General features: G+C 54.7%; 19 protein-coding genes. 11 read left to right on the top strand and 8 right to left on the bottom strand.

Going from position 1 to position 18,829, the window contains the following annotated elements:
- The first annotated feature begins 206 nt into the window (after positions 1-206).
- Positions 207-1,043, top strand: a complete 837-nt coding sequence (rhaS, locus tag HV107_RS09690; RefSeq protein ID WP_182063012.1) for an HTH-type transcriptional activator RhaS — start codon at positions 207-209, stop codon at positions 1,041-1,043.
- Positions 1,044-1,116: 73 nt separating this feature from the next.
- The gene (gene rhaR, locus HV107_RS09685; protein ID WP_182063011.1) at positions 1,117-1,965 is read left to right on the top strand and encodes an HTH-type transcriptional activator RhaR; all 849 of its coding nucleotides are present in this window, start codon (positions 1,117-1,119) and stop codon (positions 1,963-1,965) included.
- On the opposite strand, the gene rhaT is transcribed toward rhaR, so the two are convergent.
- On the bottom strand, positions 1,966-3,000 hold the full coding sequence (gene rhaT / locus HV107_RS09680; RefSeq protein ID WP_182063010.1) for an L-rhamnose/proton symporter RhaT: 1,035 nt from the start codon (positions 2,998-3,000) through the stop codon (positions 1,966-1,968). It abuts the gene before it with no gap.
- A gap of 290 nt (positions 3,001-3,290) precedes the next feature.
- On the opposite strand from rhaT, the gene sodA reads away from it, so the two are divergent.
- Entirely contained in the window at positions 3,291-3,911 is a 621-nt protein-coding gene (gene sodA, locus HV107_RS09675; RefSeq protein WP_182063009.1) for a superoxide dismutase [Mn], read from the top strand.
- A 196-nt stretch (positions 3,912-4,107) separates the two neighbouring features.
- On the top strand, positions 4,108-4,782 hold the full coding sequence (gene yiiM / locus HV107_RS09670; RefSeq protein WP_182063008.1) for a 6-hydroxyaminopurine reductase: 675 nt from the start codon (positions 4,108-4,110) through the stop codon (positions 4,780-4,782).
- A 99-nt stretch (positions 4,783-4,881) separates the two neighbouring features.
- Here yiiM and cpxA read toward each other — a convergent pair whose 3' ends face one another.
- Complete coding sequence (cpxA, locus tag HV107_RS09665; RefSeq protein ID WP_014072363.1) at positions 4,882-6,255, bottom strand: envelope stress sensor histidine kinase CpxA; 1,374 nt, start codon at positions 6,253-6,255, stop codon at positions 4,882-4,884.
- Positions 6,252-6,950 (bottom strand): envelope stress response regulator transcription factor CpxR, encoded by a 699-nt coding sequence (gene cpxR / locus HV107_RS09660; protein WP_006179159.1) that lies wholly within the window; start codon positions 6,948-6,950, stop codon positions 6,252-6,254. Before cpxR ends, cpxA begins: the two co-directional genes overlap by 4 nt.
- Positions 6,951-7,100: 150 nt before the next feature.
- Here cpxR and cpxP point away from each other — a divergent pair, with 150 nt between their 5' ends.
- The 6 genes from cpxP (at position 7,101) to HV107_RS09630 (ending at position 13,225) form a co-directional block, all read left to right on the top strand.
- Positions 7,101-7,601 (top strand): cell-envelope stress modulator CpxP, encoded by a 501-nt coding sequence (cpxP, locus tag HV107_RS09655; RefSeq protein WP_182063007.1) that lies wholly within the window; start codon positions 7,101-7,103, stop codon positions 7,599-7,601.
- Positions 7,602-7,754: 153 nt separating this feature from the next.
- On the top strand, positions 7,755-8,648 hold the full coding sequence (fieF, locus tag HV107_RS09650) for a CDF family cation-efflux transporter FieF (RefSeq protein WP_182063006.1): 894 nt from the start codon (positions 7,755-7,757) through the stop codon (positions 8,646-8,648).
- A gap of 174 nt (positions 8,649-8,822) precedes the next feature.
- On the top strand, positions 8,823-9,785 hold the full coding sequence (gene pfkA, locus HV107_RS09645) for a 6-phosphofructokinase (protein WP_181621497.1): 963 nt from the start codon (positions 8,823-8,825) through the stop codon (positions 9,783-9,785).
- 217 nt (positions 9,786-10,002) lie between these two features.
- The gene (locus tag HV107_RS09640) at positions 10,003-10,992 is read left to right on the top strand and encodes a sulfate ABC transporter substrate-binding protein (RefSeq protein WP_014072358.1); all 990 of its coding nucleotides are present in this window, start codon (positions 10,003-10,005) and stop codon (positions 10,990-10,992) included.
- Positions 10,993-11,103: 111 nt separating this feature from the next.
- Positions 11,104-11,847, top strand: a complete 744-nt coding sequence (locus HV107_RS09635; RefSeq protein ID WP_182063005.1) for a CDP-diacylglycerol diphosphatase — start codon at positions 11,104-11,106, stop codon at positions 11,845-11,847.
- Positions 11,848-11,920: 73 nt separating this feature from the next.
- Positions 11,921-13,225, top strand: a complete 1,305-nt coding sequence (locus tag HV107_RS09630) for an SLC13 family permease (RefSeq protein WP_182063004.1) — start codon at positions 11,921-11,923, stop codon at positions 13,223-13,225.
- A gap of 81 nt (positions 13,226-13,306) precedes the next feature.
- Here the strand turns inward: HV107_RS09630 and tpiA are convergent, their stop codons facing one another.
- Positions 13,307-14,074 (bottom strand): triose-phosphate isomerase, encoded by a 768-nt coding sequence (gene tpiA, locus HV107_RS09625; protein WP_182063003.1) that lies wholly within the window; start codon positions 14,072-14,074, stop codon positions 13,307-13,309.
- A 111-nt stretch (positions 14,075-14,185) separates the two neighbouring features.
- Positions 14,186-14,743 (bottom strand): DUF1454 family protein, encoded by a 558-nt coding sequence (locus HV107_RS09620; RefSeq protein WP_395676201.1) that lies wholly within the window; start codon positions 14,741-14,743, stop codon positions 14,186-14,188.
- Positions 14,744-14,895: 152 nt separating this feature from the next.
- Between HV107_RS09620 and HV107_RS09615 the strand changes: the two genes are divergently transcribed.
- On the top strand, positions 14,896-15,315 hold the full coding sequence (locus HV107_RS09615) for a DUF805 domain-containing protein (RefSeq protein ID WP_182063001.1): 420 nt from the start codon (positions 14,896-14,898) through the stop codon (positions 15,313-15,315).
- Here HV107_RS09615 and fpr read toward each other — a convergent pair whose 3' ends face one another.
- The 3 genes from fpr to glpK form a co-directional block, all read right to left on the bottom strand.
- Entirely contained in the window at positions 15,316-16,062 is a 747-nt protein-coding gene (fpr, locus tag HV107_RS09610) for a ferredoxin--NADP(+) reductase (RefSeq protein WP_182063000.1), read from the bottom strand.
- 96 nt (positions 16,063-16,158) lie between these two features.
- Positions 16,159-17,169, bottom strand: coding sequence for a class II fructose-bisphosphatase (gene glpX / locus HV107_RS09605; protein ID WP_182062999.1), 1,011 nt, complete (start codon positions 17,167-17,169; stop codon positions 16,159-16,161).
- A gap of 149 nt (positions 17,170-17,318) precedes the next feature.
- Positions 17,319-18,827: a glycerol kinase GlpK gene (gene glpK, locus HV107_RS09600; protein WP_182062998.1), complete on the bottom strand. Its 1,509-nt coding sequence runs from the start codon at positions 18,825-18,827 to the stop codon at positions 17,319-17,321.
- Positions 18,828-18,829: the final 2 nt, after the last annotated feature.

Raw genomic sequence — 18,829 nt, 5'->3', positions numbered from 1 at the left:
GAAAGCAAAGATGAACGTGAGGGAGTTCACAGTTTCCAGTAATGGCGGGCTTTGCAGGCAATGTGACGCTTGCCGCATTTCCTGATCTTTCCATCTGTTTCTTGAAAAACGGGCAGCTTTTGCGAGGTTTGCTGCCGAAAATTTAAGGTGAGTCTGAAGAGCCTTAATTACTATTTTGAGAACATTTCTCATCGGTGGGGGCTGCTATGACCGTACTACACAGCGTGGATTTTTTTCCTTCGGGAGGTTCGCCTGTTGCGATTGAACCACGGCTCCCACAGGCTGCATTTCCGGAGCATTATCATGATTTCCATGAAATTGTGATTGTTGAACACGGTACGGGGATCCACGTGTTTAATGGCCAGCCGTACACTATCAGCGGCGGTACGGTGTGCTTTGTGCGTGACCACGACAGACATTTGTATGAACATACGGACAACCTGTGTCTGACCAATGTGCTTTACCGGTCACCGGATGCGTTTCAGTTTCTTTCGGGGCTTAACCAGCTGCTGCCGCAGGAGAAGGACGGGCATTATCCGTCGCACTGGCGGGTGAATCAGGCCACGCTGCAACAGGTGCGCCTGCTGGTTAATCAGATGGAAAAGAGTGAAGACGGGCACGAGACGCATGTCATCGCCACCCGCGAGCTGCTGTTTATGCAGTTACTGGTACTGCTGCGCCGCAGTAGCCTGGTGGAAGGGCTGGAGAATAACGACGCGCGGCTGAATCAACTGATGGCCTGGCTGGAAGACCACTTTGCCGAGGATATCCGCTGGGAAACGCTGGCGGATGATTTCTCGTTATCGCTACGCACCCTGCATCGTCAACTCAAACATCACACCGGACTCACGCCGCAGCGCTACCTCAACCGCCTGCGCCTGATCAAAGCGCGCCACCTGCTGCGCCATACTGACGAAAGCGTTACGGATATCGCCTATCGCTGCGGTTTCGGCGACAGTAACCATTTTTCGACTTTGTTTCGCCGGGAATTTAACTGGTCGCCGCGCGATATTCGCCAGGGTAAGGACGCATCACTCCAGTAACGCGAGGGCAGTCACCGTTTTCTTGCCGCAAAAAAGCTAATAATGTCAGGTTATTCGCCGTTGAGGTTGTGGTGTGGCTGCTCAGTTAATCCTTCGCAAAAATGATTTCTTTGCCTCCGCTGGCCAGTCCGTTGCGGTGGCCGATCGCTATCCGCAAAATGTTTTTGCCGAACACACGCATGAGTTTTGTGAGCTGGTGCTGGTGTGGCGGGGAAACGGCTTACACGTTCTCAACGACCGGCCTTACCGTATTACTCGCGGTGACCTGTTTTATATCCGCGCCGAAGACAAACACTCCTACGCCTCGGTAAACGATCTGGTGTTGCAGAACGTGATTTATTGCCCGGACAGACTCAAGCTCAACGTCGACTGGGCCGCGCATATCCCGGGGTTTAACGATGCCAGCAACACGCCGCACTGGCGTTTAAGCAGCAACGGCATGACCCAGGTGCGCCAGGTGATTTCCCTGCTTGAACAGGAGAGCCAGAAGGCCGACCCGCTTGCCAACCCGATGGCGGAACTGCTTTTCGCACAGCTGGTCATGACGCTCAAACGCTATCGCTACGCCACCGATAACCCCTCCGCGAGTGAACAGGAAGCGCTGCTGGACAAGCTCATTACCACCCTTGCGGGCAGCCTGAACAAGAGCTTCGTGCTGGAGAAGTTTTGCGAACAGGAGCAGTGCAGCGAGCGCGCGCTGCGCCAGCAGTTTCGTACTCAGACGGGAATGACGGTGAACCACTATCTGCGCCAGCTGCGCATCTGTCATGCTCAGTATCTGCTACAGCATACGGAGCTGATGGTCAGTGAAGTGGCGATGCGCTGTGGCTTTGAGGACAGTAACTACTTTTCGGTGGTGTTTAACCGCGAGGTGGGGATGACGCCGGTTCAGTGGCGTCATCGCAGTCGAAAGGCGGCGTAATCAGTTCGCCATGCCGAGGCCAACGATGTTGGCGGCGATAATAATCACCACGCAGCCCAGGCTCAGTACGCCCACCGGACGACGCCCGGCATTGTTCCACTCCTTCAGGATCAAACCCACTAACCCGCCGCACAGCACGTAGAAGCTCATGTGCAGCATCCAGCTCATGTAGTCATACTGCGCCGGAATACTGGCGTGACCCCAGGCGTAGAAGAAGAACTGCAAATACCACATCAGGCCGCCGAGAGCAGAGAGCAGCACGTTGGTGATGATCAACGGTTTTGCCAGAGAGAAGTCTGCTTTTACCGACAAGTTCTTCACTTTTGCCAGACGAATGAAGCAGAAGCCCAGGTTCACCAGCGCGCCGCCGCCCATAATCACCACGTAGCTTGGCAGCGCAACGTACAGCGGGTCTACGCCCAACGCGGCAGCGGCTTCATGCATCGGTTTGGCGGCGTTCATCGCAAAGGACATACCGGCCGAAAAAATGCCGCACATCACCGCCAGCACCAGACCTTTCTTCAGGTTGAAGTCTTCGGCCTTAATGCCCATTTTGCGCTCTTTGAGTTGGCCTGCGCGGGTCACGATAGCCACGCCAATCACCGCAACCAGCACGCCAAGCAGCGTCATCTGCCCGCCCTGAGTGTGGATCAGCACATCGAAGTTGCCGTTGAGGATCGGCGTCATCAGCGTACCGACAATCAACGTAATACCGATGGCAATACCAATGCCCATCGACATGCCGAGGTAGCGCATGGTCAGGCCATAGTTGATGTTACCGATACCCCACATCGCACCGAACAGAAACACCGGCAGCAGCGTGGAGGCGTTAAAAGAAGAGTAGTAAGCCCAGAAATCGGGCAACAGCACAGCGCTGATGGTCCAGGGCAGGATAAGCCACGAGACGGTACCCCCAACGGACCACATGGTTTCCCACGACCAGTGTTTAACCTTTTTAAACGGGGCATAGAAACAGGCCGCACTGGCTGCGCCTATCAGATGCCAGAAAATACCCATCGTAATCGCATGATTCATTTTTACATCCTCATCGTTTTTATATGTCGGAGGCTTCCCGCCGACTTGATGAGTGTAAAAATTAGGCGGATTGGGAACCTTCAGAAGGTTGCCGCAATTTGGTTTTAAATGGCAATTAACGCGTTAACCGCGTGAGCAGACTCACAATTTCGTGATTGTTGCGAAAGACGAATAACCTTATAAAAACTACGGCATTGATAATCATTTTCAATATCATTTAATTAACTATAATGAACCAACTGCTTACGCGGCATTAACAGCTGTGCCGCCCGACACTAATGGAGAGGATTATGAGTTACACACTGCCATCCCTGCCGTATGCCTACGACGCACTGGAACCGCATTTCGACAAGCAGACGATGGAAATCCATCACACTAAACATCACCAGGCTTATGTGAACAACGCGAACGCAGCGCTGGAAAGCCTGCCAGAATTCGCAAACCTGTCTGCTGAAGAGCTGATCACCAAACTTGACCAGCTGCCAGCTGACAAGAAAACCGTTCTGCGTAACAACGCAGGTGGTCACGCTAACCACAGCCTGTTCTGGAAAGGCCTGAAAACCGGCACTACCCTGCAGGGCGACCTGAAAGCGGCTATCGAGCGCGATTTCGGCTCTGTAGACAACTTCAAAGCTGAGTTTGAAAAAGCTGCGGCTACCCGTTTCGGCTCAGGCTGGGCGTGGCTGGTACTGAAAGGCGACAAACTGGCTGTTGTCTCTACCGCAAACCAGGACTCCCCGCTGATGGGTGAAGCAATTTCTGGCGCATCCGGCTTCCCAATCGTGGGCCTGGACGTGTGGGAACACGCTTACTACCTGAAATTCCAGAACCGTCGCCCTGACTACATCAAAGCATTCTGGGATGTGGTTAACTGGGACGAAGCAGCAGCGCGTTTCGCCGCTAAAAAATAAGGTTGCATTGACGCCTGTGAGAAGCGAGTCTTATGACTCGCTTTTTTTTGTATCTGTATACCCGTCATACTTCACGTTGCAGGTGCGTTGGCTGCGCTCGCTCACCCCAGTCACTTACTTGAGTAAGCTCCTGGGGATTCACTCCCTTGCCGCCTTCCTGCAACTCGAATTATTTAGGGCATATAAAGGAGCCAGGATGCACTACCCGGTGAATGTATTTACAGGCAAGGTAAGGGATTACGATGGCAGCCGCCCGAGCGCCATCGCCAAAGTACAGGTTGACGGAGAACTGACGTTAACCGATGTCGGGCTGGCGGGCGACGAGCAGGCCGAAAAGAAAATCCACGGCGGGCCTGAGCGCGCGCTGTGCCACTACCCGCGCGAACACTATCAGCACTGGATCACCGCATTCCCTGAACAGGCAGACCTGTTTGTGGCGCCGGCGTTTGGCGAGAACCTCTCGACCGAAGGGTTGACCGAGAATAACGTCTTTATCGGTGATATTTTCCGTTGGGGAGATGCCCTGATTCAGGTGACGCAACCGCGCTCGCCGTGCTTCAAACTTAATTATCATTTCGGTATCAGTGATATGTCGGCCCGTCTGCAAACGGCGGGTAAAACCGGCTGGCTGTACCGCGTGGTACTGGCAGGGCAGGTTTCTGCGGACGCGCCGCTGGAGCTGGCGTCACGCCTGAGTGATGTCTCGGTGTACGACGCCTGTGCGATTGCCTGGCATATGCCGTTTGACGATGAACAGTATCATCGCCTGCTGTCGGCGGCGGGGTTATCGACCAGCTGGACAAGAACGATGCAGAAGCGCCGCATTAGCGGTGAGATCGAGGATAATTCGCGGAGATTGTGGGGGAAATAACAGCCCCTCACCCCGGCCCTCTCCCCAAAGGGGCGAGGGAGAAAATACCGCACCGAGCCGTCCCCTCTCCCCTATGGGGAGAGGGTTAGGGTGAGGGGGTTACGAACGCTTATACAGCGGCAACCACAGTGTTAACCGCAGCCCACCCAGCGGGCTGTCGTCGGCTTTCACCCAACCACGGTGCTGCTGCATGGCGGTTTCAACAATCGCCAGACCCAACCCCGTACCGCCAGATTCACGGTCACGCGCCTCGTCGGTACGGTAGAACGGACGGAAAATCTGCTCGCGGTCTTCCGGGCTTACGCCTGGACCGTCGTCGTCGACAATGACGGTGATCCCGTCTTTATCCACCGAGAACGCCACCTCAATCTTCGTATGCGAGTAGCGCAGGGCGTTACGCACGATATTCTCCAGCGCGCTTTCCAGCGTGTTGGGGTTACCGTACAGCGGCCATGGCCCCGGCGGGAAGTTGACGGTAAAGGATTTGCCCATCTGCTCTGCTTCGAATGCGGCATTGTCTAACACTTCGTGCCACAGATGATTGGCTTTCACTGTTTCGCTGACCAGCGCGTTTTTCTGCTGATTGCGTGACATCACCAGCAGGTCGTTGATCATGCTGTCCAGACGATGCGCTTCCGTTTCGATACGCTCCAGCTCTTTGCTCTCGCCGCTGCGGCGACGCAGCAGCGCGGTGCCAAGCTGGAGTCGCGTGAGCGGTGTGCGCAGCTCATGCGAGATATCCGAAAGCAGCCGTTGCTGCGCTGTCATCATGCGCTCCAGCGCGCTCACCATCTGGTTAAAACTGGCGCCTGCGGCAAGGAACTCCTGCGGCCCGGATTCCAGCTCAGGGTGCTGTCTCAGGTTGCCCTGCGCCACTTCGTCGGCGGCATTTTTCAGCTTACGCGCCGGTTTTGCCAGGCTCCAAGCCAGCCAGAGCAGCAGCGGTGAACTGACCAGCATCGTGACAATCAGCAGCAGCAGCGGTCGGTCAAACAACAGGTTGATAAAGTCGGACTGGGAGTTGCTCGCAGGGCGAATCAGATAGAGCTGGTAGTTATCTTCCCCATCTCTCACGGAGAAGGGGCCAACCATTTCTACCCGACCATATTTTTTCTTCTGAGGATGATCGGCGTTATCCGCCTGGCCGATGAAGTTGCGGATAATCTGCATTTCATTGCGATCGGCCCCAATGACGCGGCCTTCGCTGGTGACCAGCAACAGACGTTGTCCGGGGGGCGCCCATTTGTCGATAGCGCGAAACAGCCTGCGCCACCACATTAAATCGTTCGGCGGATCGTTTGCCAGCTCGGCTTCTACGTGCTGCTCGATCATCACGCCCTGACGTTGCTCACTGTCGAGAAGCTCCGTCATCTGGCGTGAGTCGAGTTTTGGCAACATCAATACGAGCATTAAAACCAGTGCCAGCGTCAGCCAGAATATGGCGAAGATGCGGGCGGTTAAGCTACCTATCATGAAGCGGAAACCATCAGATAACCGCGACCACGCAGGGTTTTAAACCATGGGTGACCGTCTTTACGTTCCGGCAGTTTACGACGCAGGTTAGAGATATGCATATCGATAGCACGGTCAAACGGCGTCAGGCGCTTGCCGAGCACTTCCTGGCTTAAATGTTCACGCGATACCACCTGGCCAAGATGCTGCGCCAGCAGATACAGCAGGGTGAACTCGGTGCCGGTCAGTTCCAGTGTCTGGCCGTCGAAGCTGGCTTCCTGGCGGCCTGGATTCAGGCTCAGGGAATCCACTTCCAGCGTTGGCGAGCTGTTGTCAGTATTCTGCTGCTGTTCGCTCCAGTGGGAACGACGCAGGATAGCGCGAATACGGGCAACCAGTTCACGGTCGTTGAACGGCTTCGGTAAATAGTCATCCGCGCCCAGCTCAAGGCCGAGTACACGGTCAAGTTCGCTGCCGCGTGCGGTCAGCATAATCACGGGGGTCTGGTGTGTCTGGCGAAGCTCTTTCAACGTATCAATGCCGTTTTTCTTCGGCATCATGACGTCGAGCAAAAGTAAATCGATGCTGTCGTCAAGGAGACTCAGCGCCTGCTCGCCATCATGGGCAACCAGAACGTTGAAACCTTCCATGTCGAGCAACTCCTTTAAAAGGGATGTGAGCTCTCGGTCATCATCAACTAACAGGATTTTATTCATTGTTTAAATACCTCCGAGGCAGAAATTACGACATCAAGGCTCTCTAATCCATGACTTTACGTTGTTTTACACCCCCTGACGCATGTTTGCAGCCTGAATCGTAGACTGTCTCTCGTTGAATCGCGACACGAAAGATTTTGGGAGCAAGTGATGCGCAAAGTTACCGCTGCCGTCATGGCCTCAACGCTGGCGTTCAGTGCGTTTAGCCAGGCTGCCGTAGCAATCATCGGCGACAACGGGCTCTCAGGAGAGAGTGAAGCGCAGCACAGCGGCCAAAGCCATATGTTTGACGGCATAAGTTTAACCGAACATCAGCGTCAACAGATGCGAGATCTGATGCAGAGGGCACGACAAGACCAGCCCCCTGTTAATGTTAGCGAAATGGAGACAATGCATAGCCTTGTCACCGCAGAAAATTTTGACGAAAGCGCTGTACGCGCTCAGGCAGAAAAAATGGCACAGATACAGGTTGCCCGCCAGGTCGAGATGGCCAGGGTTCGCAACCAGATGTTCCACCTGCTATCGCCCGAGCAGCAAGCGGTTTTGAACGAGAAACATCAGCAACGAATGGACCAGTTGCGTGAGGTTGCACGGATGCAACGAAGCTCAGAAATGACGCTTTTCAGTAGCAATACCCGTAGTAACCAGTAAACCCTGTTTTCCTTGCCATAGACACCATCCCTGTCTTCCCCCACATGATGTGGGGGTTTTTTTTGCCCTTCAATCATCGTTGTTAACCGTTTATTCATCCTTTGACTCCTTAAGCATCCGTTATACTAGCGGCATGGCATGACAGGAGTGTTTATGAATCAATCCTATGGACGGCTGGTTAGCCGTGCGGCGATTGCGGCGACAGTTATGGCGTCGTGTTTGCTGTTAATCAAGATTTTCGCGTGGTGGTACACCGAGTCGGTCAGTATTCTGGCGTCGCTGGTGGACTCACTTGTGGATATTGCCGCGTCGCTTACAAACCTGCTGGTGGTGCGCTATTCGCTGCAACCGGCAGATGAAGAACATACCTTTGGGCACGGTAAGGCCGAATCACTGGCCGCGCTGGCGCAAAGTATGTTTATTTCAGGCTCTGCGCTGTTTCTGTTTTTGACTGGCATTCAGCATCTGGTTTCACCCACGCCAATGAACGATCCGGGTGTGGGTGTGGTCGTCACGGTAATTGCGCTGATATGTACATTGGTTCTTGTTACATTCCAGCGTTGGGTGGTTCGCAAAACGCAAAGTCAGGCAGTACGGGCAGATATGCTTCATTATCAGTCTGATGTTATGATGAATGGCGCTATTCTTATTGCACTCGGTCTTGCCTGGTATGGCTGGCATCGTGCCGATGCATTATTCGCGTTAGGGATTGGGACCTATATTTTATATAGCGCCTTGCGGATGGGGTACGAAGCGGTGCAATCACTGCTTGATCGCGCACTTCCCGATGCAGAACGTGATGAAATTTTTACTATCGTGACCTCCTGGCCTGGCGTCAGCGGTGCACACGATCTTCGTACGCGGCAGTCAGGGCCGACCCGCTTTATTCAGATTCATTTGGAAATGGAAGACAACTTGCCGCTGGTTCAGGCTCACGTCATAGCTGAGCAGGTCGAGCAGGCAATTTTGCAGCGTTTTCCTGGTTCAGACGTCATCATTCATCAGGATCCCTGCTCGGTTGTACCCGGACATTTTGAGCTTTCGTAATTCGTTGTAAAAAAGTGAGCCAGGCCAGCATTTTGTGTATAAATTACCGCCATTTGGTCTGACCTGAATCAATTCAGCTGGAAGTGATTGATATACTATTTGCAGTATTCGTTGGTCGAACAATTTCTTCCGGCAACAGATTTCAATTTTGCATTCCTAAGTTCAGAGGTAGTCATGATTAAGAAAATCGGTGTGTTGACAAGCGGCGGTGATGCGCCGGGCATGAACGCGGCAATTCGTGGGGTTGTCCGTGCAGCGCTGACGGAAGGTCTGGAAGTTTTTGGTGTCTATGACGGTTATCTGGGTCTGTATGAAGACCGTATGGTTCAGCTCGATCGCTACAGCGTGTCAGACATGATTAACCGTGGCGGTACTTTCCTCGGTTCCGCTCGCTTCCCGGAATTCCGTGACGAACACGTTCGTGAAGTGGCTATCGAGAACATGAAAAAACGCGGCCTGGATGCACTGGTTGTTATCGGTGGTGACGGCTCATATATGGGTGCAAAACGTCTGACTGAAATGGGCTTCCCGTGCATCGGTCTGCCAGGCACTATCGACAACGACATCAAAGGCACTGACTACACCATCGGTTACTTCACCGCGCTGGGTACGGTTGTTGAAGCGATTGACCGTCTGCGTGACACCTCTTCTTCCCACCAGCGTATCTCCATCGTTGAAGTGATGGGCCGTTACTGCGGTGACCTGACTCTCGCTGCGGCTATCGCCGGTGGTTGTGAGTTCGTGGTGGTTCCTGAAGTTGAATTCAGCCGCGAAGACCTGGTTAACGAAATCAAAGCCGGGATCGCGAAAGGTAAGAAACACGCAATCGTCGCCATCACCGAGCACATCTGTGACGTTGACGAGCTGGCGAAATACATCGAAACCGAAACCAAACGTGAAACCCGTGCCACCGTACTGGGTCACATTCAGCGTGGCGGTTCCCCTGGCCCGTACGACCGTATCCTGGCATCCCGTATGGGTGCTTATGCCATCGATCTGCTGTTGCAGGGCTTTGGTGGCCGTTGCGTCGGTATTCAGAACGAAAAACTGGTTCACCATGACATCATCGATGCCATTGAGAACATGAAGCGTCCGTTCAAAGGTGACTGGTTAGACTGCGCCAAAAAACTGTACTGATCGGCGTGTGTATCGTGCCGGGTGGTGGCTTCGCCTTACCCGGCCTACAAAAGCACGGTTCGTAGGCCCGGTAAGCGAAGCGCCACCGGGCTTTTTTGTTCGCGCAATTCCCCTTTTTATTCCTCTACGTTATAGCCAATCTTTTTTTATTCTTTAATCATTGGATATCTTTCTGGCACGCTGCATTCATCAAAACACTACACAAGAGAGCTGGGCGATGAATAAATGGGGCGTGGGTTTAACATTATTGCTGGCATCGACCAGCGTTCTGGCAAAGGACATCCAGTTACTGAACGTGTCATACGACCCGACGCGTGAACTGTACGAGCAGTACAACAAAGCATTCGCGGCGCACTGGAAACAGGAAACCGGCGACAACGTCGTGGTGCGCCAGTCTCACGGCGGCTCCGGCAAACAGGCGACCTCAGTTATCAACGGTATTGAAGCCGATGTGGTCACTCTGGCGCTGGCCTATGACGTTGACGCGATCGCAGAACGTGGCCGTATTGATAAAAACTGGATCAAACGCCTGCCGGACAACTCCGCGCCATATACCTCGACCATCGTTTTCCTGGTGCGTAAAGGCAACCCGAAACAAATTCATGACTGGAACGACCTGATTAAACCGGGTGTTTCTGTCATTACCCCGAACCCGAAAAGCTCTGGCGGCGCCCGCTGGAACTACCTGGCAGCCTGGGGTTATGCCCTGCACCACAACAACGGCGACCAGGCAAAAGCTCAGGAGTTTGTGAAAGCGCTGTTTAAAAACGTCGAAGTGCTGGATTCCGGCGCACGTGGCGCAACTAACACCTTCGTTGAGCGCGGTATTGGAGATGTGCTGATCGCATGGGAAAACGAAGCCCTGCTGGCCACCAACGAACTGGGTAAAGACAAATTCGAAATTGTGACCCCAAGCGAATCTATCCTCGCGGAGCCGACCGTTTCTGTGGTCGACAAAGTGGTTGAGAAGAAAGATACCAAAGCAGTGGCTGAAGCCTACCTGAAGTATCTCTACTCGCCAGAAGGCCAGGAAATTGCGGCGAAAAACTTCTATCGTCCACGTGACCCGGCTGTTGCGAAGAAATACGAAAACGAATTCCCGAAACTGAAGCTCTTCACCATTGATGACGAGTTCGGTGGCTGGACGAAAGCGCAGAAAGAGCATTTCTCTAACGGCGGTACTTTCGACCAGATCAGCAAACGCTAAGCGTTTCGCAAAGAACGACACGGTGACCCGGTGTGAGAAATCCACCGGGTTTTTTATTTGGTCATCATTTTGCGTTACTCTTTCACTTCAGTTGGATACAGGGAACGCGTTGTGAAAAAAATCATTCTGTTGGTGCTAATTATCCTCGCGCTTGCCGCGGGTGGCTGGTTCTGGATGAAGTCCGGTAACCCGAACGCCTTACGCCATATCGTTCTCGATCAGTGTGTGCCCAACCAGATACAACACCGAAACCCGGCGCCCTGTGCACAGGTGAAGCCGGATGCGGGGTACGTGGTGTTTAAAGATCGCAACGGGCCGCTGCAATATTTGCTGATGCCGACGTACCGCATTAACGGCACGGAAAGCCCGCTGTTAACTGAGCCTCACACGCCGAATTTCTTCTGGCTGGCGTGGCAGTCGCGTAGCTTTATGACGCTCAGACGTGGCGCCGACGTGCCTGATAGCGCGATCTCGCTGACCATCAACTCCCCAACCGGGCGCACGCAGAACCATTTTCATATCCATATTTCCTGCCTGCGTGCTGACGTGCGTGAAAAGCTCAATGCGAATCAGGGGCAAATTGGCACCCAGTGGCTGCCGTTCCCCGGCGGGCTGGAAGGGCATGAATATCTTGCCCGCAGAGTGACGGAAAACGAACTGGTTCAGCGCAGCCCATTTATGATGCTGGCAGAAGAGCTGCCAGAGGCGCGCGACCATATGGGGCGCTTCGCACTGGCGATGGCCCAGCAGTCCGATGGCTCGTTCGTTCTGCTGGCGACCGAGCGTAATCTGCTCGCCCTTAACCGCGCATCGGCCGAAGAACTACAGGATCATCAATGCGCTATCCTGAATTGACCCCACCATAAATAGCGTTTACTCGCCATGCCTGTCGCCGTAGACTTGCTGAAAAAATCTACAGGAGACAGGCATGTCGCTCTGGTTATCTCACCCTCTGCTTCTTCCCTCATTGATTGTTGGCGTCACCATCGTGCTGTGGGCGACGTCGCTGCTGCCGGAATTTATCACCGCGCTGTTGTTTTTCACGGCGGCGATGACCGCCAAAATTGCCCCGCCGGAGGTGATCTTCGGCGGCTTTGCCTCGTCGGCGTTCTGGCTGGTATTCAGCGGGTTTGTGCTCGGAGTAGCGATCCGCAAAACCGGTCTGGCAGACAGGGCCGCGCGGGCGCTTTCAACCAGGCTGACCGATTCCTGGGTGCTGATGGTGGCAAGCGTAGTGCTGCTGAGCTACGCGCTGGCATTTGTCATGCCGTCAAACATGGGGCGTATCGCGCTGCTGATGCCGATTGTTGCGGCGATGGCAAAACGCGCCGGCATCGCCGACGGCTCTCGCGCATGGTTTGGCCTGGCGCTGGCCGTCGGGTTTGGCACCTTCCAGCTCTCGGCCACTATCCTGCCTGCTAACGTGCCAAACCTGGTGATGAGCGGTGCGGCAGAAGGCTCATACGGTATTCACCTGAACTATGTGCCGTATCTGCTGCTGCATACGCCGGTACTCGGCATTCTGAAAGGGTTAATTCTGATTGGCCTTATCTGTTGGTTATTTCCGGGTAGCCCAAAACCCGCGCGGGATATGGCACCGTCTGAACCGATGGGGCGGGATGAAAAGCGTCTCGCCTGGCTGCTGGCGGTGGTACTGGCCATGTGGGTTACCGAGAGCTGGCACGGTATTGGGCCCGCCTGGACGGGGCTGGCGGCATCGGTCATTGTGCTGCTGCCGCGTGTTGGTTTTACCACCGGGGAAGAGTTTTCGACAGGTGTGAACATGCGTACCTGTATTTATGTGGCGGGCATTCTTGGGCTGGCGATTGTCGTGACGCAGACCGGGATTGGCACTGCCGTTGGCGAAGCCTTGCTGCGGGTCATGCCGCTGGATGCAGACAGGCCGTTCACCAGTTTCCTCGCGTTGACCGGGATCACCACGGCGCTCAACTTCATTATGACCGCCAACGGCGTACCGGCGCTGTATACCACGCTGGCGCAGAGTTTTGCCGACGCGACCGGCTTCCCGCTGCTGTCGGTGATTATGATTCAGGTGCTGGGTTATTCCACGCCGCTGCTGCCGTATCAGGCATCGCCGATTGTGGTGGCTATGGGACTAGGGAAGGTGCCTGCAAGGGCGGGGATGCTGCTCTGTCTGGCGCTGGCGATTGCAACGTATCTGGTGCTGCTGCCGCTGGATTATCTGTGGTTTAGCGTACTGGGACAGCTGTAAAAAAGCCCGGTGGAGCTGACGCTTACCGGGCCTACAGAACCGTAGGGCGGGTTAGCGAAGCGCCACCCGCCACAAAGGCAATTACGCCTGTTTAGCCGCTTCTGCTGCTTTAACGATCACCGCGAAAGCGTCAGCTTTCAGGGATGCGCCGCCAACCAACGCGCCATCGATGTCTGGCTGAGTGAACAGCTCCGCAGCGTTAGCCGCGTTTACGGAACCGCCGTACTGGATGATGACTTGTTCAGCCACTTTCGCGTCTGCTTTAGAGATGTGGTCACGAATGAATTTGTGAACAGCCTGAGCCTGCGCAGGGGTTGCTGATTTGCCGGTACCGATAGCCCAGACTGGCTCGTAAGCAATGACCACGCCTTCGAATGCTGCCGCACCCTGAGTTTTCAGCACTGCGTCGATCTGACGTGCGCACACTTCTTCAGTTTTGCCAGCTTCGTTTTCTGCTTCGGTTTCACCGATGCACAGAACCGGGATCAGACCCTGCTCTTTCAGCACAGCGAATTTCTTCGCGATGAACTCGTCGGATTCTTTGTGGTAAGTACGACGCTCTGAGTGACCGATGATGATGTATTTCGCGCCGATATCTTTCAGCATTTCAGCGGAGGTTTCACCGGTGAATGCGCCAGACAGGTTAACGTCAACGTTCTGTGCACCCAGAACGATGTGGCTGCCGTCAGCCGCGTGTTTAGCCAGATCCAGGTACATATCAGGCGGAGCGATAGCAACCGCGCAACCAGTTACGCCAGCCAGCTCTTTACGCAGGTTAGCAACCAGTTCGTTTACCATGTGGCGGCTGCCGTTCAGTTTCCAGTTACCCATCACTAAAGGATGTCGCATTTCAATTCTCCACGCTAAATAAGCGAATTAAGGAATATGGCCACCCTGACGGGCAGCATGGTCTGTGAATCAGTATAGAGATTTTCCCTCGAAAGGCTTTGCTTTTTGTCATTAATTCGCCCCTCCGAGTGAGTCAGATAGTGTCAGCTTAATCGGTTCAACAGCGAAGGTCAGTCCCTTTTCGCCGTTATCTGCGACAACATAGCGAATGGCGCCTTCCGTATCGGCGTAATAGCGCTTGTTTTTACCGGCAGTCAGCAGTTTTTGCAGCTTTTGCTGGCTTTGCGCTTTGGTCAGAGCAGGGGTAAAGGCCTGCAGGATGGCGCTCATGTACTCCAGCGCTTTGGCCTTTGCCGCTTTTTGTTCTGGTCCCTGAATCGGCAGCCAGGTTATCTGCATGCTTTTGATTTTTAACGTACCGCGTTCAAGTGCGGTTGAAGCATACAGATTTTCGTTAATCTTACTGGCGGCGCGCGTCAGCGTCGGCGTATCGCGAGCGCTATCAATCGCGCGGAACTCATCCAGTGGCAGCGTTGGGTTGTTATGGTTGAAGGTTTCGCGAAACGCGCTAATTGACTGGTCGAACGACGGTGCTCCCGCCAGAAGGTACGGCGCAGTGGCAGGAGCAGTGGTTTCGGCGGCGTGCAGAGAGAGGCTGGCGCCTGGCATGGCTAAACACAATAAAAGGGAGTAAGCCCAAATTTTCATCAATATTGCCCCTGGCCGTAATTGCTCATGATTAAAACGATATCTGGTCGGCTTGTCAAAAGGTCACAACTCCAGGGTAAAATGCGCACTATATAATAATGAAGGAACCTTACATGACCATACAGCAGTGGCTGTTTTCATTCAAAGGGCGTATTGGACGCCGTGATTTCTGGATCTGGATGGTGACGTGGGTCGTTGCCATGCTGCTTCTGTTTTTCGTTGCCTACAATGCATGGCTGAGCACGCAAACCGCGGCATTTGCCCTGGTCTGTTTGCTGTGGCCAACGGCGGCCGTGGTGGTAAAACGCCTGCACGATCGCGGTCGCTCCGGCGCATGGGCATTTCTGATTATTCTGGCGTGGATGCTGGTGGCCGGTAACTGGGCAATACTGCCGTCGATCCTCCCCTGGGTTGTGGGGCGGCTGTTGCCATCCATTATCTTTGTCATGATGTTTGTCGATCTGGGCGCGTTTATCGGCACCCAGAGCGAGAACAAATACGGGAAAGATACCCTTGAGGTGAAGTACCGCTGATCACCAGTAGTGTTCGGCGGTCATATGGCCCGGCCGGCGGCGAAGATGTTTCGTCATCTGCCGGGTGTCCTTCAGAAGCTGTTGTGTATCCCGGACCATCTGTGGGTTACCACACAACATCACATGGCTGGTTTCGGCGTTCATCGGCAAACCAACCGCATTTTCCAGTGCGCCACTTTCAATCAACGCCGGAACACGCCCGGTGAGCGAGCCTGCTGCGGTTTCGCGGCTGACCACGGTCTGAATTTTCAGCTTCCCGCCATACTGCTGTTCCAGCTCTTGCATCTGCGGCAGATAACTTAAATCAGCGGCATAACGCGCGGCATGAACCAGCACGATATTTTTAAAGCGCTCCAGATCTTTGCCGTATTGCAGGATAGAAAGATAGGGGCCAATCGCCGTGCCGGTAGCCAGCATCCAGAGGGTGTCGCACTCCGGGATTTCATCCAGCACGAAGAAGCCCGCCGCTTCGCTCACAATCTGTACATCATCGCCGGGCTTCAGCGCAGCAAGGCGTGGGCTGAGTTTGCCGTCCGGGACGGTGACAAGATAGAACTCAAGATCCGGGTTATCTGGCGCGTTGACGTAAGAGTAAGCGCGCTGCACGCGTTCGCCATCGACATCCAGCCCCAGCTTTGCAAATTGTCCGGCCGTAAACGGGTGGATAGGGGCATGGACGGTGAGACTAAATAGCGCATCGGTCCAGAATTGTATCTTTGTGACTTTACCTGTTACCCAGTCCGCCATGATCTTCTCCTGTGCTGTTTCTCTCTTCTATCTTCCGTACTTGTCGTGAAAATTTCCAGCCCGTTCGGGCCGGAAAGCTCTATCGATCAAACGGTTTTACAGAATGTGGGTCTGCACGTCCGGGTCTTTGCGATCGAGATAGTGAATGGACTGAATACGGCGAATGGTGCGCGATTTGCCCCTGATGAGCAGCGTTTCGGTGGTAGCCATATTCCCCTTACGGGTGATGCCGTCCAGCAGGTCGCCTTTGGTGATCCCGGTTGCGGAGAAGACCACGTTATCGCTGCGGGCCATTTCATCCAGCGCCAGGATTTTATTGGCTTCTATGCCCATGGCTTCACAACGAGCCAGCTCTTCTTCGCCAATACGACGGTTCTCTGCGTTGTCGCCTTTGACATCATGACGCGGCAGCAGTCGGGCCTGCATATCGCCATCCAGCGCGCGGATCACCGCAGCAGACACCACGCCTTCAGGCGCGCCGCCGATGCCGTAAAGCACATCCACTTCGCTGTCCGGCATACAGGTCAGAATAGAGGCGGCAACGTCGCCGTCCGGGATGGCGAACACGCGCACGCCAAGCTTTTGCATCTGCGCAATGGTGGCGTCGTGGCGCGGTTTCGCCAGAATGGTGACGGTGAGCTCGCTGAGCGGTTTACCCAGAGCGGCAGCGATATTACGCAGGTTCTCGTCCAGCGGCAGGCTGAGGTCGATAGCGCCTTTCGCGCCAGGGCCGACAATCAGCTTTTCCATGTACATATCCGGCGCGTTGAGGAAGCAGCCTTTGTCACCCACCGCCATTACCGCCAGCGCGTTGGCCTGGCCCATGGCCGTCATGCGAGTGCCTTCGATAGGGTCGACTGCGATATCTACAGCATCGCCTTTGCCGGTCCCGACTTTTTCACCGATATAGAGCATCGGCGCTTCGTCGATCTCGCCTTCACCAATCACAATGGTGCCGTCGATATTGACCTGGTTAAGCACAATGCGCATGGCATGGACAGCCGCACCGTCTGCGGTATTTTTGTCGCCACGACCCAGCCATTTATAGCCCGCCAGAGCGGCGGCTTCGGTTACGCGGGAAAACTCGATAGCAAGTTCACGTTTCATGAGGTACTCGTGCAATCAAAAGGAATTGCACGAAGTTTATCACAGAGTGGGTAAGGTGCGGTCTGTACTCCCCTCACCCTAACCCTCTCCCCAAAGGGGCGAGGGGACTTAAAACACCCTCTCCCCAGGGGAGAGGGTATTAAGGACAATTACTCTTCGTGCTCTTCCCACGCCAGGGCGCGTTTCACCGCTTTTTTCCAGCCGCTGTAACGGACGTTACGCTCGGTGGTTTCGATCCCCGGACGGAATTCGCGTTCGATCACCGCTTTTTCCTGAAGTTCGTCCAGGTTCTGCCAGAAGCCCACTGCCAGACCCGCCAGGTATGCCGCACCCAGTGCGGTAACTTCACGGACTTCCGGGCGTTCTACACGTGTACCCAGAATGTCGGCCTGGAACTGCATCAGGAAGTTGTTGGCAACTGCGCCGCCGTCTACGCGCAGGGCGTGCAGACGAATGCCGGAGTCAGCCTGCATCGCTTCAAGAACATCACGCGTCTGGTAGGCGATGGATTCCAGCGTGGCGCGGATGATGTGGTTGGAGTTCACACCACGCGTCAGGCCGAAAATCGCGCCGCGAGCATACGGATCCCAGTATGGTGCACCCAGGCCGGTGAACGCAGGTACCACGTACACGCCGTTGGTGTCCTTCACTTTGGTCGCGAAGTATTCGGAGTCGAACGCATCGCTGATAAGCTTCATCTCGTCACGCAGCCACTGGATTGACGCACCCGCCATGAACACCGCACCTTCCAGCGCATAGTTCACTTCACCGCGCGGGCCACAGGCGATGGTGGTCAGCAGACCGTTTTCTGATTTCACCGCTTTCTCGCCGGTGTTCATCAGCATGAAGCAACCTGTACCGTAGGTGTTCTTCGCCATCCCTTCCTTAACGCACAGCTGGCCGAACAGCGCCGCCTGCTGGTCACCGGCGATACCGGCGATAGGAATACGCGTGCCGCCTTTACCGCCGATGTTGGTCTGACCGTACACTTCAGAAGACTTACGCACTTCTGGCAGCATGGCGCGCGGGATGTCCAGCGCGTCCAGCATTTTGTCATCCCACTCCAGGGTGTTGATGTTGAACAGCATGGTGCGTGAGGCGTTGGTGTAGTCGGTTACGTGGACACGTCCCTGGGTCATCTTCCAGATAAGCCAGGTATCAACGGTACCAAACAGAAGCTCGCCACGTTTCGCACGTTCACGTGAGCCTTCCACGTGGTCGAGGATCCATTTTACTTTGGTCCCTGAGAAGTACGGGTCAACCACCAGGCCGGTTGCGCTACGCACATATTCTTCCATACCGTCGCGCTTGAGCTGTTCGCAGATTTCTGCGGTACGGCGACACTGCCAGACGATCGCGTTGTATATCGGCTTGCCGGTTTCGCGCTCCCACACCACGGTGGTTTCACGCTGGTTGGTGATACCGATAGCGGCAATTTCGTCGGAACTGATATCAGCTTTCGCCAGCACTTCTACCAGCGTGGAGCTTTGCGTCGCCCAGATTTCCATTGGGTCGTGCTCTACCCAGCCTGGACGAGGGTAGATTTGCTCAAATTCGCGCTGTGACACGCTGACGATATTCGCGTCATGATCCATTACGACAGCGCGGGAGCTGGTAGTGCCCTGGTCGAGCGCAACAATATATTTTTTTTCGGTCATGG

This window comes from Enterobacter sp. RHBSTW-00175 (genome assembly GCF_013927005.1).
Lineage (GTDB): Bacteria > Pseudomonadota > Gammaproteobacteria > Enterobacterales > Enterobacteriaceae > Enterobacter.
The sequence above is the reverse complement of the archived record's forward strand: the minus strand, read 5'-3'. Positions and strand labels throughout refer to the sequence as shown.